The organism is Microcoleus sp. N3A4 (assembly GCF_036701805.1).
Lineage (GTDB): Bacteria > Cyanobacteriota > Cyanobacteriia > Cyanobacteriales > Microcoleaceae > Microcoleus.
Window position 1 is genome coordinate 60911 of sequence record NZ_JAUBRJ010000008.1, and the last position, 14565, is coordinate 75475.

General features: G+C 45.8%; 15 protein-coding genes. 3 read left to right on the plus strand and 12 right to left on the minus strand.

Translation table 11 applies throughout. The features are described from left to right. The first annotated feature begins 13 nt into the window (after positions 1 to 13). Positions 14 to 772 carry a GNAT family N-acetyltransferase gene (locus QUA56_RS07075; RefSeq protein WP_333355025.1) on the plus strand — a complete coding sequence of 253 codons (759 nt, stop codon included), beginning with the start codon at positions 14 to 16 and terminating at the stop codon, positions 770 to 772. A 2-nt stretch (positions 773 to 774) separates the two neighbouring features. Here the strand turns inward: QUA56_RS07075 and dnaX are convergent, their stop codons facing one another. After that, entirely contained in the window at positions 775 to 4122 is a 3348-nt protein-coding gene (dnaX, locus tag QUA56_RS07080) for a DNA polymerase III subunit gamma/tau (protein ID WP_333355028.1), read from the minus strand. 535 nt (positions 4123 to 4657) lie between these two features. Between dnaX and QUA56_RS07085 the strand changes: the two genes are divergently transcribed. Further along, the gene (locus QUA56_RS07085) at positions 4658 to 5569 is read left to right on the plus strand and encodes a hypothetical protein (protein WP_333355030.1); all 912 of its coding nucleotides are present in this window, start codon (positions 4658 to 4660) and stop codon (positions 5567 to 5569) included. 17 nt (positions 5570 to 5586) lie between these two features. On the opposite strand, the gene QUA56_RS07090 is transcribed toward QUA56_RS07085, so the two are convergent. The 4 genes from QUA56_RS07090 to QUA56_RS07105 all read right to left on the minus strand — a co-directional run bounded on the left by QUA56_RS07090 (position 5587) and on the right by QUA56_RS07105 (position 10138). After that, positions 5587 to 6309 carry a DevA family ABC transporter ATP-binding protein gene (locus tag QUA56_RS07090; RefSeq protein WP_333355033.1) on the minus strand — a complete coding sequence of 241 codons (723 nt, stop codon included), beginning with the start codon at positions 6307 to 6309 and terminating at the stop codon, positions 5587 to 5589. A gap of 202 nt (positions 6310 to 6511) precedes the next feature. Further along, positions 6512 to 7672 (minus strand): ABC transporter permease DevC, encoded by a 1161-nt coding sequence (gene devC, locus QUA56_RS07095; RefSeq protein WP_333355036.1) that lies wholly within the window; start codon positions 7670 to 7672, stop codon positions 6512 to 6514. Between the two features lie 12 nt (positions 7673 to 7684). Beyond that, positions 7685 to 9328, minus strand: coding sequence for an HlyD family efflux transporter periplasmic adaptor subunit (locus tag QUA56_RS07100; protein WP_333355038.1), 1644 nt, complete (start codon positions 9326 to 9328; stop codon positions 7685 to 7687). Between the two features lie 72 nt (positions 9329 to 9400). Continuing rightward, positions 9401 to 10138 carry a phycocyanobilin:ferredoxin oxidoreductase gene (locus QUA56_RS07105; RefSeq protein ID WP_333355041.1) on the minus strand — a complete coding sequence of 246 codons (738 nt, stop codon included), beginning with the start codon at positions 10136 to 10138 and terminating at the stop codon, positions 9401 to 9403. Between the two features lie 131 nt (positions 10139 to 10269). On the opposite strand from QUA56_RS07105, the gene tatA reads away from it, so the two are divergent. Beyond that, on the plus strand, positions 10270 to 10473 hold the full coding sequence (tatA, locus tag QUA56_RS07110; protein ID WP_333355044.1) for a twin-arginine translocase TatA/TatE family subunit: 204 nt from the start codon (positions 10270 to 10272) through the stop codon (positions 10471 to 10473). A gap of 78 nt (positions 10474 to 10551) precedes the next feature. On the opposite strand, the gene QUA56_RS07115 is transcribed toward tatA, so the two are convergent. The 7 genes from QUA56_RS07115 to QUA56_RS07145 all read right to left on the minus strand — a co-directional run. Further along, positions 10552 to 10857, minus strand: a complete 306-nt coding sequence (locus QUA56_RS07115) for a type II toxin-antitoxin system RelE/ParE family toxin (protein WP_333355047.1) — start codon at positions 10855 to 10857, stop codon at positions 10552 to 10554. Beyond that, positions 10850 to 11119, minus strand: a complete 270-nt coding sequence (locus QUA56_RS07120; protein WP_333355050.1) for a type II toxin-antitoxin system ParD family antitoxin — start codon at positions 11117 to 11119, stop codon at positions 10850 to 10852. Before QUA56_RS07120 ends, QUA56_RS07115 begins: the two co-directional genes overlap by 8 nt. A 351-nt stretch (positions 11120 to 11470) precedes the next feature. After that, positions 11471 to 12250: a 3-methyl-2-oxobutanoate hydroxymethyltransferase gene (gene panB / locus QUA56_RS07125; protein ID WP_333355052.1), complete on the minus strand. Its 780-nt coding sequence runs from the start codon at positions 12248 to 12250 to the stop codon at positions 11471 to 11473. Between the two features lie 20 nt (positions 12251 to 12270). Then, positions 12271 to 12537 carry a type II toxin-antitoxin system RelE/ParE family toxin gene (locus QUA56_RS07130; RefSeq protein WP_333355055.1) on the minus strand — a complete coding sequence of 89 codons (267 nt, stop codon included), beginning with the start codon at positions 12535 to 12537 and terminating at the stop codon, positions 12271 to 12273. Continuing rightward, positions 12534 to 12800 carry a type II toxin-antitoxin system ParD family antitoxin gene (locus QUA56_RS07135; RefSeq protein WP_333355057.1) on the minus strand — a complete coding sequence of 89 codons (267 nt, stop codon included), beginning with the start codon at positions 12798 to 12800 and terminating at the stop codon, positions 12534 to 12536. Before QUA56_RS07135 ends, QUA56_RS07130 begins: the two co-directional genes overlap by 4 nt. Before the next feature lie 149 nt (positions 12801 to 12949). Continuing rightward, a complete protein-coding gene (locus QUA56_RS07140; protein WP_333355060.1) occupies positions 12950 to 13366 on the minus strand; it encodes a retroviral-like aspartic protease family protein in 417 nt (138 codons plus the stop codon). 119 nt (positions 13367 to 13485) lie between these two features. Further along, the coding region (locus QUA56_RS07145) for a tetratricopeptide repeat protein (RefSeq protein WP_333355063.1) at positions 13486 to 14565 on the minus strand (1080 nt) is incomplete at its 5' end.

Below are 14565 nucleotides of genomic sequence, written 5' to 3' on the forward strand. Positions count from 1 at the left end.
AGCACAGCCGCTTATGGAATCTCGCATTCAAGAATACCTGCGCTTTGCCGCCAGCCAGCAGCGCGACACCGAGCGGATCGGGCCGTTCCTCGCTACCTTCAGCCGCCACAGCGCCAACCCTTATCTGAACTATGCAATTCCCGACGACGGCGCCGCACCCTCGCTCGCCGATGTCAACGCCCTAATCGCTGCGTACTCTCAGCGCGGGCGACAGCCGCGTTTGGAGTATGTCGCAAAACTAGCGCCTGCTGTCGAAGAAACGCTGATATCCGCAGGTTTCACCGTTGAGGGACGCTTGCCGCTGATGGCTTGCACTCCGGGTTCCGAGAAATTGCTTCCCCTCCCCCCGGACATCGAACTAATTTTGCCAGTTTCCGAGGCCGAGATCCTCGGTACAGCCGCGGCGCAACACGAGGCTTTCACAGAGGCTGCACCAAGCCCTGAAGACGTTGACAGTCTTCGGAAAAGTCTGGCAGCAGGTAGCATCGCGGTACTCGCCCGCGTAGCAGCAACGGGCGAACCTGCGGGGGCTGGAATCTGTACCGTGCCGGGAAATCAGACGACAGAAATCGCCGGTATCGGCGTGCGCGTCCCTTTTCGCCGGCGGGGCATAGCAGGGGCCTTGACGGCCCGGCTGCTGCGAGAGGCTTTCGACGCGGGTGTTGCGGTGGCGTTTCTGATGGCGGGACACGAGGAGGAATTCCGAGTTTACACCCGCGCTGGATTTTGTGCGATCGGCGAAATTTTGCACATTTCGCTCCCGCCAGCATAGATTTACCAATCTATAAAATCATCCTCACCTAACTCAGAAGATAACTCGGGAAAATCCGGTTCAGATTCCAATCTAAAAGTTTCCGACTCCCAAATCTCCAAGTCATCCGACAAATCGAATACTTCCCCGTCAAACATATCAGCCAACTTGCTAGCCGAATTTGCGACATCTCGCGCGTCATCACGCACCGCTACAGCCTGAGCGTTAGAGTCATTATGAGAGTTTGTAGAGCCGTTTGTGGGCGATCGCACTTCGGAAATTGCCGGCACATTAACGGCGGTATTTTCAGCCGCTGGCGGGTGTTTTTCTTCTTCTCCCTCCTCCCTAGAAAAATTATCTAAAATCTCAGAATCCTGTGAGTGCTGCACCTGTTGATTCGCATCACTCACAGGATTAGAATTCCTAGGAGTTTCGCCAACACGTCCGTTAGAAGTGGGCAAATCCTTGGCGCGGGAACTATTAGTTTCAGCGGGATTTGTCAATCCAACTTTCACTGTTACTCGACGGTTAAAAACTTGCAAAAAAGCTTCTTCAATATTAGCTACTTTGTCTTTAACCATATTCAGCAACGGCTGCGAACTAATCTTAACATAAGCAGTATTATTGCTAAAAATTACTAGCAGTCCGTGTTGGCGAAGCAGCGATTGAGTGCCGTGCGGCCGCACGCGGTCAACTACCTGTTCCCACACTCGATTTAAATCGATTTCATCTGCTGAATTAGTTTGTGAATAATTTGTTTGATTCGTTTCAGCAGTTGGTACAGGTGCGGGAATTTGTGCAGGAGGTGTGATTTCTGTTCGATTAGCCACAGGCGGCGGCTGAGGCGGAGGATTTTGCGAATTGGCAGCGGGAGGCTGTTCAATATCCAATGTCTGGCTCCCCCCCTTAGCAAGGGGGGGTTGGGGGGGGTGAATTTGTGATGGAGCAATATTTTTCGCTGGTTCGGCTGTTGGTTGCTGCGGAGTTCTAATTGCTGAGGGCAATAATCCCAACAGCGTTACTTCCAGCCACAAACGCGGCTGAGTAGTGTTTTTAATTTGCACTTCGTGGGTTTGCAAATGTTTCTGACCTGCCAAAATCAACTCGGCATCCCACTTGCGGGCAAAATTGCAAAGTTTTTCCCAAGTCTGGGCTGTTAAAGCTACTAAATCCGACCGTTTTGGGGCTGCTTGGGCTATTAGCAAATCTCGGTAAAAGCTCGCGAGACTTTGCAGCACGATTAGCGGTTCCCGACCGCGATCCATGAGGTGGCGGGTCATGTCTATTAATGCTGTAGCGTTATCTGTATCAATAGCTTGCAGCAAATCCATTAAGTCGTTTTCGGGTACGGCGCCGACTAAATCCCAAACTTTTTCGACTGTTACTTCACCCTGAAATAAGCTTAGTTGGTCGAGCAAACTTTCGGCATCTCGCAGACCTCCTTGGGCGATTTGAGCGACCATTTGTACTGCGTCGCTGGCAATATTGATATTTTCTAATTGGGCAATTTTGTGCAAGTGAGCAATCATTGCATCGAGGGGGATGCGGCGGAAGTCGAACTTTTGGCAGCGAGAAATAATAGTTGGTAAGACTCTTTGTGGATCGGTTGTTGCGAGGACGAATACAACGCGATCGGGCGGTTCTTCTAAGGTTTTGAGTAGAGAGTTGAATGCCTGGGTGCTCAGCATATGGCAATTATGAACCAGAAGACCGTTAGCGACAAAATTGTGATTGTCTTCTACTTCAATATCATAAACTCTCTCGACCCCAGCGACTTTTACAGATTCGACTGTCTCCAAACTTGTAATCCATTGAAGGGATTGAATACTTTTTAAAGTCTGATACCCATTTTCTACTGGTTTCAGCACCCATGTGTATGTAGTCGTAGGTTTTACAGGTGTTAGACCTTCTGTAAAATTTAGTGGTTGTTGGGTATCCCAAACCTGTAAGCCAATTGGCAAGGAGTTGATTTTCTGCCCTAGAATATCCTTCTGTATGAATTTGGATGCTTGGACTTCCTTCTGGGGAAATGCTGAGCGAGCCATCATCCATGTACCACCAAGCAAGTCCTTCTGGAGTGACGCGATCGAGCCAATCCATTGTGACGTATTTTCCGTTTCCGTTGGGTTTAACAGCGTCAAAGACATCTCTAAGTTGGGGATGGCAGACTGTGTGGCAACAGACTGATATATTTCCGTATCCTCGGTTAGGTGTAACTCGTAACTTTGGTCGCAGTGTCGAAAGGCAAGAAGCTTTGTATTCCAACCATTCCCGCTGCTTTTCTCCGTGTGTCCAGCCCAATCTTGGAAATCGGCTATATTTATTTGGGTAGGTGATAAAACCGTCTCCCAGCAATGTTCCGTAGATGAGTCCGAGTGTTTCGGGTTGCAAAACTTCGGCATTTGCCAAGAACTTTTCCGTTCTTGCATCCCAAAGTCCATGTCCTTTTTTATACGGATGTCGCTGCCAATTAGACTGAATACTCTTAATCCCTTTGCCTTTTTTTTGTAAAAAGTCTGGTATTTCGAGTTGTTCTCCACAGCCACACGCACAGAGAGGTCGGATGGCTTGAGCCTGTTCGAGAATAGAGGCAAAGTCGTAGGATTTTTGTCCGTAGGTATTCCCGTAAAATTGATGTCCTCTGGCAAATCTCCGCAAGCGTCCATCTGTTCCAATTTTGTGAATGAGGGTGCCGCACCCACATTCACAGGGGATAGTATCTTCACTCCTTCTTTTACGTCTTTTGCTCGTATCCATCCCTGTTCTGTCCTGATTGGATGATTGCTAGTACATCTGATTTCTCGGTTGGCGGTTTTAATCACCAGTGTTTGTTTTTCCCCTCGGTTTAACCACCTCAAAACTTTTTTAAATTCCCAAACTTCTGAAGTTTCGTTATAGCTGAGAACTTGTTTTCCTTTGATGTTGGGATTGTCGATCCGCATCAGACCTTCGCTAGTTTTTACCTGAGAATCACCGGTCAAACACTCGTCGATTACATATACTTTATAGCGGCACTGTACGGGAGCAAATTGAGCTCGTTCGATTAAATCCCGAATGTTATCTACTCCCGTGTTGCTGGCGGCGTCAATTTCGATGACATCTAGCGTCGAACCTCGGGCAATTTCTTGACAAACGTTGCATTTGCCACAGGGAGTTGGGGTGGGGGCGCTAGTAGAAATACAGTTGAGGGATTTAGCGAAAATTCTGGCGCTGGAGGTTTTACCGGTGCCTCTGGGGCCGGTGAATAAATATGCTGGTGCTATGCGATCTTGCAGGATGGCGCTGGTGAGGGTTTGGGCGATCGCCTCTTGACCGACTAATTCGGCAAAAGTCTGAGGGCGATATTTGTGGTGCAGGGGTTCGTAGGTCACGATCGAATATGGGTGGTATTAGCTGTAATCTTAGCTAAGTAGACACTCTTCGATCGCACCCGGGCTCGACTCTCACAGCAAGCCGCCCGGTGGGCTTGCACTGCGGAGCGATCGAAAAGTAGCAATTAGCACCCTCCCAACCTCCGCCCCTCGATCGTCCCAGCGATCGGGTTGTTCTCCTTAATCTTTTCCGCTGCTCGCTCCCAGAGTTACTATTAATTTATGTGTAATTACTTTTCTTTTGCTAGAAACGGAGCCCGCCGAACCAACATTCTTTTTATGTATTGGTATAATATACCGCAGACAATTCACCATTTTTTTTGCCGTTGCCAGCGCGCAATGCTCCGATATTTCGGAAACCTGCTGGCAGTTAAAGATAAAGTATTAATTAGAGGGTGCCTGTTCTAGTTGTAGAAATTCAGTGGTAGAAAGATAGTGGTGGAAAAATGTCAATATTGCTCGATCGGGTCGAACAGCTAGCTCTACTCTGGGGCCTTGTATAAATATAGCGTCAAATTTTACCCTTTAAAAGCCCATGTCAACCCAAATAATCCTTGTAGAACCAAGGTTGGCAGTAGCCTCTCCCAAACCCAAACAGGCGAAACCGGGAGGTTTATTCTCAGACCAACTCTTGATGGGAGGGTCGGGATTACTGTTGTTATTACTTGTCTGTTTAGCGGTGTTTACCAAGCTAAAACTCGGCGATTTGAGCAAAAAGCTCAAATTTGAGGAGTTTAGAAATCGAGAACTCCAGAAAAAATACAAAATGGCTCTGGAAACCCTGTCAAAGATGGAAAAAAATCCCGACCTCATCCACTCGCGAGACTTTAATTTAGACTACCTGAGAATGCGGATGGCGGAAGAAGTCTTTCACTTTGCCATTGTGAACCAGATTAAGGTAAAAGTCAAAGACAAAATTAGTATTGCCCTGCGTCCGACTCAGGGTGCAGTGGGAGATAAAAACGGGAATGCCGGCAGCGGCAGGCAAGTAGATTCGATGTTTGATATCGAATACGAAACTGGAGATCCCGCAGTAAAAATAGAAAAGCGAGTGCTGTTTCGGATTCAAATTAAGCTGATGAAACTGCCGACTCAGGCAACATCGGCGACAATTAATCAAATTATTGACTGTTTGGAAACTTATCTGAGTCCTTCAGACGACCACGACAGTTGGCAGCCGACAATTCAAGGTCGCATCGTTCATATTGAGTGGGATCAAAAAGCAAAGCCGACGCCGATGTTGGTGCTGGAACAGTCGAATGAAGGGGTAAATGTTACCTTTCGGACTACGAGAACGCCTGCGGGCCGACCTGCGAATGCGAATGAGAGTCAACTGGCGGCGGTTAAGGGCGGAAAAGGTACTAAGGGTGCGACGAAGAGTTCAAGTAAAAGTGCGTCTAAGAGTTCTACTAAGACAGGAGTTAAGCGTCCCAGTTCTCGGAAATAAGTGAATTTGAATTAACTTTATTTGCCGGAAAGAATGTTTGTTGCAGCCGGCGTCACCGTGTCTTGTGCGAGGTAGCCGTCTTCCATGTGGATGATGCGATCGGCAATATCTAAGATCCGGTTGTCGTGGGTGACGAGCAAGATGGTACTGTGCTGTTCTTTGGCTAAACCTCGCATGATTTCCACCACATCTCGACCGGATTTGCTGTCTAGCGCTGCTGTAGGTTCGTCGGCTAAGATTAATTTGGGCTGGCTAACTAATGCGCGGGCGATCGCAACTCTTTGTTTTTGTCCGCCGGAAAGACTGTCTGGGTAATAATCTATTCTTTCTCCCAACCCCACAGCTTCCAGCATTCCTTCTATTTTATCATTAGTTTCTTGGTTGGAAAGATGGTTGTGCAGTTCTAGGGACATTTGCACATTTTGGCGCGCTGTCAAGCATTTGAGCAAGTTATGAGCTTGGAAAATATAACCGATGTCGCGTCGAACTTCTACTAATTTATTTTTTCTCGTCCCCCGCAATTCTTGGCCGAGAATTTTCAGGCTACCTTCTTGAACGGAGCGCAAAGCTCCAACTAAGGTCAACAATGTTGTTTTCCCAGATCCAGAAGGCCCCGTCATCAGCACGATTTCTCCGGGATAAATTTCTAAGTTGATGTCAAATAAGGTTTGTTTGCGAAGTTGACCTTCACCAAAAGAATGATTGAGATTTTTAATTGAGACAACTGGTAAAGTGTTCATGGTTATTAGTTATTAGTTATGAGTTATTAGTTATTGGTTATTAGTTATTGGTTGTGAGTTATTGGTTATTGGTTATTGGTTATTGGTTATTGGTTATTAGTTATTGGTTATGAGTTATGAGTTATTAGTTATTAGTTATTTCATAATTCCTCCTTCTTCAATCCGTGTATCCGTGTTAAAATCTGTGTCGTGCCTTCCTTCATTAAAAAATATCTGCCGGGTCAGCCCCCTGCAACTTCCTAACTGCGATCGCCCCCGAAACAGAACACATGACAACTGTCATTGCAAAAACAGTTCCAGCTTTCATCAAAGTCATGTACATCGGCAAACTCGTAGCACTTCTCGCTAAATTGTACAGCAGCATAGAAACCCCAAACCCAGGCAAATAGCCAAGAATTGCCAGAATCAAAGCCTCTTGAAATACCACAGTCAAAAAGTAAATATCCTTGTATCCCATTGCCTTCAGCGTAGCGTATTCTGGCAAGTGATCGGTAACATCAGTATAAAGAATTTGATAAACAATCACTATCCCGACGATAAATCCCATTGCCGCGCCGAGAGTGAAAACAAATCCGATTGAGGTGCTTTCTTCCCAATATTTTTTTTCAAAAGCTACAAACTCTTCCTTGGAAGCAATTGTCACGTCTTTTGGCAAAGTTGCTCTCATTTTTTCAATAACTGCCTTGACATCCGTTCCAGGCTGCAAGTGAACAATTCCTATATCAATTAAACCTTTAGTTCTTCTAGTGTGAAAAATCCGCAGAAAGTTCAAATCGCTAGTAATAATATTCCCATCAGCACCGAAAGATGCTCCTAAAGTAAATAACCCTTCTACAGTAACGCGGCGGTTATCTATTTCAGTTTCCACAGGCTTTCCCTGCTGGAAATATTCCGCTACTGGCCCAAACTCCGGGCGAGAAGCTTGGTCGAATAAAATTACATCCGAAATTTGAATTTTGTCCAAATTATTCTGGACTTCCGGCATCTCAAAAATGGGATTAGCGGGATCGAAACCGATTACCATCAATTGGCGGGTATTGCGCTGGTTGGGATCGGGATTTTTCCACAAGCCAAAGCCTAAATATACCGGGCTAATTCCTGTAACGCCATTAAAACTCAAAGCTTGATACAAGCGACGCTGGGGAAAACTTTTCATGGCTATTAAAGCCGTAGATTGGGTGCTGGTGATAAAAATATCCCCTTTTAACTTTGCATGAAAGCTGATGGAACTTTCAAATAGCGCGTCTCTAAACCCGAACTGCATAAACATCAGCAAGTCGGCAAATCCAATGCCGGCTAGCGCGATTACTAAACGCATTTTTTCGCGAGTTAACTGTGCCCAAGCTAGCGGTATTTTTGCCATTATTTCAGATTTTTAGATTTCTATTTTAACTTCTACCTGTAAGTTTGTCAGGGCTGCAACTTTTTTGCTAGACTCTGGATTTAGGCGAATTCTCACTTCTACAACTCTAGCATCGGTGTCAGCGGCAGGGTCGGTATTCAGGACATCTTTTTTGCCTATTTGTTTACCGATGCGAGCGACTGTTCCTTCTAGTGTGCCTGCAAAAACGGGGCTGGTGACGGTAGCGCGCTGGCCGTTTCGTACTTTTGCAATGTCTGTTTCGTACACTTCTGCTATGGCGTACATTTGGTCTGTGCGGCCGAGTTCTACGATGCCATTGTCAACGTGGATGCGTTCTCCTTGTCGGGTGTGAACTTTTAGCACGGAGCCGGATACGGGTGCTTTTACGTAGCTTAAGTTTAAGTCTACTTGAGCTTTTTGTTTGGCGGCGATCGCACTTTCGACGGATGCTTGGGCTGCTTGCACGTCTTCGGCACGGACTTCACCAATTTGGTCTAGATTTGCTTTTGCTTGATTGATTTGTTCTTGGCCAGTTTCTGCTTTTTGTTTGAGTATTGCTTCGGCTTGATTGATTTGTTCTCGTCCTGTTTCTATTTTTTGGTTGAGGGCGGCTATAGCGCCCTTAATTTCTTGCTTACCTGTTTCTAATTTGCGTTTGAGATTGGCGCGAGATTGATTAATATCTTGGTTGCCTGTTTCTACTGTTTGTTTAATTATTGCTTTGGTTTCGACTATTTGCTCTTGCAGAGTTTGCACGGTTTTTTCTAATATCGCTTCAGCTTCTTTGACTTTTTCACGAGCCGTATCTACAGTTAAGCGCTTTGTGTCATAAACTGAAGCAGAAATTGCACCAGTTTCGGCTAGTTCTTTGTTGCGTTGTTGCTCGGCTTCGGCATTTTTCAATTCTGCTTTGAGGCGATCGACTGTAGCGTTTTGAGAGGCTCTTTCGCCCCGCAATTGAGCTTCTAGCCTAGCAAGTTTGGCTTGCTGTACTTCAGTTTCTCTTTGCAGTTGTGCTTCAAATTTGGCAAGATTAGCTTGTTCGGCTTCGGTTTCTCTTTGCAGTTGTGCCTCGAACTTAGCGACGTTAGCTTGTTCGGCTTCGGTTTCTCTCCGCAGTTGAGCTTCTAAGCGAGCGACATTGGCTGCTTCGCCTTCGGTTTCCCTTTGCACTTGAGCTTGAAACTTGGCAACTTCTGCTTTTTGAGCGCCGATAACGCCTGTTTTTGCACCTACTTGAATTTTTGCTAATTCTGCTTGTTTGACTTTGATTTCTTTGTCGGCTTGTTGGAGAATGGCTTCGAGCCGATCGCGCGTATCGAGAACTGCTATAATTTGTCCTTGACTGACTAGATCGCCCTCTTCCACCCGCAATTGTTCAATCCGCGCGCCTTCAGAAGCCGAAGGGGCCGACAATTTAATCACTTCCCCTTGGGGAGTCAGCCTACCCAAAGCCGTAACGCTGGTGCGGGTGGCGGCTGCGGTTGCAGTAGCGGTTGCTGCTGCTGCCTTTAACTCTTGAGCTTTTCTAAATTCAGATACTTGCCAAAAACCCACTGCTGTGGTAATCACAGTGGCAGCAACTGCTAAACCCAGGACTCCTCGCCCGGTCGGTTTTAAAAATGATTTGTCCTTGACTTTCGATTCCTTTCCCATGATGTATGAGGTAGCTGATTTTCTGATTGAGTTTTGCCGCTCCCACTATTACGTATTGTAAATCAATCTCAACTATTTAGGGAAATCAAAAAGCACTTCAGTCATGTAGTGTTCTGCCCAATCTTGACCAAAAGCTTTTTCGAGTACGCGACGGGTTTTGTCGTTTTGTTGCTGCTGCGTGCAGTAGTAAATTTGAGCCGCCAGAATTTTCTCCTCCTCAGTGGCAGAGACTGGTTGAGAAGCAATTGCCAGCTTACAATGAATTTCTACATAAGATTCAACAATATCCAAAAATCGGCTTTCTTCTTCGATCGAATCTGGCCGCACAAACAGGCAAAATTCTGAGAAGATATCCCCCCAGTCGGGAATTTGGCGGGGACAAGAAAATTGGTTAACTGGCAGAATTTTTAGTTGGGTTCGGTAGATTTCTGATAAAGTGCGATCGGGATTGAGGGGAGAAAGGTCTGCGATCGCAGCGCTAACTTGACCTTTGCCCGCTACGATATCGGTACCGAACATCGGCAAAGCATAATTTGGCCTCGGAAACATCACGCAGTGCAAGATATCCAGCAGCGGCCCGACTTTAGCGAGTTCGAGGTGTATTTTGCGGAACTGGGGCGTTTGATAGCAGCGGTTTTCAATGATCAATTTTTCTCCTTCCAAGCGCCCTTCTACGTATCCCAACTCAGCGGGCAGGTAGTAGGGTTCGAGGTCGAGATAGCGGTGCCATACTGCTTCCATCCGGTCTGCTAACTCGCGGATGAGGTAGTGTTGTTGCTCGCGCAGGGAAGGCTTGGATATTTCTAACATTCCTATTTATCGGGCGATTGCTTAATAAAACTTGATTCTACTGTTGCAGGATGCAGGAAAAAAGGTAGATACTTTTAAGGATATCAGCAGATCGACTTGCCGATCGAGCAAGTTTTACAGGAGATGAGTGTATGTTTGGTCTGGGATTGCCCGAATTGGGCATTGTTGCGGTAGTCGCTATTCTAATTTTCGGGCCCAAGAAAATTCCTGAGTTGGGAAATGCTTTGGGAAAAACGCTGCGGAGTTTTAAGGAAGGGGTAGGTCTAGCTGATGATGAAGCTGCCCAGAAGGAGAAGGATAAAGATCAGGACGAAGAGGGCAAGCCTGGGGATTAGATAAATTGGGGATGATTCGATTTCACAAATGCGATCGATTGTGGGGAGACAAGGCGACAGACCAATTTTCAATGTCAATTAGCTGTCGCCGTCTTCAGAGAATATAGCTTCTAGATCGCGGTAGCCGCTCAGCAGACGTTCAACTGCAATCCCATTTTCAATCGGACGGTAGAAGATGATATAATTTCCAATAGCAAAACCGCGCAACCCAGGTGCTAGTTCTTCATAACTGCGTCCCATTTTCGGAGATTTTGCAATTAAATTGCATTGGTCTCTAAAGGTTTCAACAAAACGTCTTGCTGCTGCAAGATTATCGCGAGCAATATAATTTTTAATCTCCCTTAAATCATACTTAGCTTGAGTGCTGAGAAAATACCTACTCATTTATTGCCCGCTCTTCTAATTCTATTTCTTCAAGAATTTCTGCAACTACTTCTTCACCATCAAAGATTTCCCCTCTGTCTGATTGCTCAATACCAACAGCCACTTCTCGGCGGAGTTTTTCGATCCGCATTTGACGCTGCATATCTCGCTCTTCAAGGAGTCGCAATGCTTCCCGAATCACTTCGCTAACCGATAAATACCTGCCAGTTTTGACCTTTTGCCGAACAAATTTTTCTAATTCAGGTGTCAGCGATACATTCATAGCTGAGTTGAGGTTGTGATGTATTTAAGCTAATTTTAGCAGGAATGTCAAAGTTTGTCAAAGTTGGTTATGACTCACATCTAGCACCATTTTCAATAACAGGCTTTCCGGCCTGTTCCACTTTCAATAACAGGCTTTCCGGCCTGTTCCACTTTCAATAACAGGCTTTCCGGCCTGTTCCACAAAGAGTGAATTTTCCTGTGGAACAGGCCGGAAAGCCTGTTCATAAAAGGCTAATTGAGAATGGTGCAATATCTCAGTTATGACTCACATCTAGCACCGACAATAATTACCTAAAACCCGCAATCTCGTAAAGCCGCCACCGCCCAACGGCAAATCGCTATAAAATCTTCACAAATCGGGAAATTTTCCGTCTCTAACTTCTAGAGAATAATCTTTCACAGCTTGGGTAATTGTCTCTCGCAAATTGACATAAGCTTTAGCAAAAGGTGGCTGTTTTTCAGAAAGTCCCAACAAATCGGAAGTAACTAAAACTTGACCGTCGCAGTGCGGCCCGGCCCCGATGCCAATGGTGGGAACAGTTAATTTTTGGGTAATTTGAGCGGCTAAGTCTGCGGGAATGTGTTCTAAGACGATCGCAAAAACGCCGGCTTCTTGAAGCGCGATCGACTCTGCTATGATGCGATCGGCAGCTTCAACAGTTTTTCCTTGTTTTTTGTAGCCGAGTTGGTGTACCGACTGCGGAGTTAAACCGACGTGTCCCATAACTGGAATTCCGGCGGATGTTAGCTGCAAAACTGTGGCCGCCATTGCTGGATATCCGCCTTCCAATTTTACAGCTTGAGCGCCTGTTTCTTTCAAAACTCTCCCCGCCGAGTGCATGGCTTGCTGGGGACTTTCCTGATAAGTCAAAAACGGCAAATCGACCACGATTAATGCTTGTTCAACGCCGCGGCGAACTGCTTTAGCGTGGTGCAGCATTTCATCGAGGGTGAGGGGCAGGGTTGTTTGGTAGCCCAATACGGGCATTGCCAGAGAATCGCCGACTAGGATGATATCTACGCCTGCTCTGTCGATGAGTTGGGCGATCGCATAATCATAGGCCGTCAGGGCGACAATTGACCGCCCTTGCTGTTTCCACTGAATTAATTGGTGAGTAGTGACTGACATTTTAGTGCAAAAATATAATATTATCTGTCTTCTACAAAAACATCCTCAAAATCTCTATAACCACTCAACACCCTTTCAATTTGGATACCATTTTTAATAACGCGGTAAAAAATTACATATTTATCTACACGACTGCGCCCCATTTCTGGAAAATCTGCTAATAAACGAAATTTTTCCTCAAAAACATTAAGAAAATGGTTCGCAGCATTGGCGCTAAACTGCAACAGATAGTTCGTGAGTTCCCTTAAATCTTGCTTGGCGGGGGCACTCAAAATGTATCGACTCATTTTTCACCCTCATCAGCTTGCTGAATCTCCTCACGCAGTTCTCTTAACACTTCTTCACCATCAAAAACCTCTCCGCGATCGGAAGCTTCAATTCCAATCATTATTTCCTTGCGGAGTTCCTCTACACGCACCAAGCGTTCCATTTCTCGTTGTTCTAGCAACCGTAACGCAGCCCATACCACTTCAGAAGCTGATGAGTATCTACCGTTATTGACTGTTGACTGAACAAACTGCTCTAGTTCGGGAGTTAAGGATATGTTCATTACGTTGAGTCACCTATTTGAGTCAACTACTATTTCCCATAATAACAAAAAACTATCAAATTTTGCGATCGGGATTTTAAACAATGAATCAGAGACAAGTAAGCTCTAATGTAGGACTACCCAAGCATTTAACGTTAATCATGTGGATTTTACACCCGAATATAACTTTGGCTTCCCTCCGTCGGCAAAACAATCAACCGCTGATTTTTCAAGTCCGGTTCTAAACCCAAATCTTCGAGGGGAATTAAGCCGAGTAAAGGTTCTTCTCCTGCGGGAAGCTCTACACAATCATACCTGCCTTCTCGTCCAGCTACGGCAAGACTGACATTTTTGAATAGACGAAATTGTCTCGATCCTATTGCTGTATTTCCTTGGATTTCACCAACCAGAGTTAAACCTAATTGACTGATAATATCTGCTGGTAAACAGAGTCGAGTTGCGCCTGTATCTACTAAGACGTTATCGATGGTGACAGAGCGTATTTGCTCTGGGGGGATAAACCCTCTTTCTGCTAGCATCTTGTCTACTTCGTTAGTGACGGTTATTGTTGCGGTAACTCTGCCCATTTTTTTATCCTTTTGTTTTCCTATAGAATGTTTGCGTTGCCTTTCGACTAAACTATCTACAATCTAGGCTGCATATTGTACATTTTAACAATATTTGTAACTGAGAGCGATATTTTTATTTATTCCTGAAGTTCTACTAATAACTGTTCCCCAAAAGGATGTTCTTGCAATTGCTCAAATGTCAAAATTCCTTTACTGATTCCTTCCCGCCACAGCCAAACATAATTTTTCCAAACTATGAGAACATGAGGATGATTTTCAGGCAATTTGCTGCGAAGAATTTCCACAGCTTGCAAATACAGCAGTTCCGCTTCCGAGTACCTGCCTTGGGATTGATAAAGTCCGGCTAAATCGTTGAGGTGAATGGCTAAACTGGGATGGTCTTCTGGGAGCGATCGCCTGTCTATTTCCACTGCTTGCAAATACAGCGGTTCTGCTTCCGAGTACCGGCCTTGGGATTCATAAAGTAAAGCTAAATTGTTGAGGTGAGTGGCTAAACTGGGATGGTCTTCAGGGAGCGAGCGCCTGTCTATTTCCACTGCTTGCAAATACAGCGGTTCTGCTTCCGAGTACCTGCCTTGGAAACGATAAAGTCCGGCTAAATTCTTGAGGCTAATGGCTAAACTGGGATGGTCTTCGGGGAGCGATCGCCTGTCTATTTCCACTGCTTGCAAATACAGTGGTTCCGCTTCCAAGTACCTTCCTTGGGATTTATAAAGTTCGGCTAAATTGTGGAGGTCAGTGGCTAAATCCGGATGGTCTTCAGGGAGCGATCGCCTGTCTATTTCCACTGCTTGCAAATACAGCGGTTCTGCTTCCGAGTACCTACCTTGGGATTTATAAAGTCCGGCTAAATTGTTGAGGTGAGTGGCTAAACGGGGATGGTCTTCAGGGAGCGAGCGCCTGACTATTTCTAATGCTTGCAAATACAGCGGTTCCGCTTCCGAGTACCTGCCTTGGGATTGATAAAGTCCGGCTAAATCGTTGAGGTGAATGGCTAAACTGGGATGGTCTTCTGGGAGAGATCGCCTGTCTATTTCCAATGCTTGCAAATACAGCGGTTCCGCTTCCGAGTACCTGCCTTGATAACTATAAAGTCCGGCTAAATCGTTGAGGTCATCAGCTAAACTGGGATGGTCTTCTGGGAGAGATCGCCTGTCTATTTCCAATGCTTGCAAATACAGCGGTTCCGCTTCCGA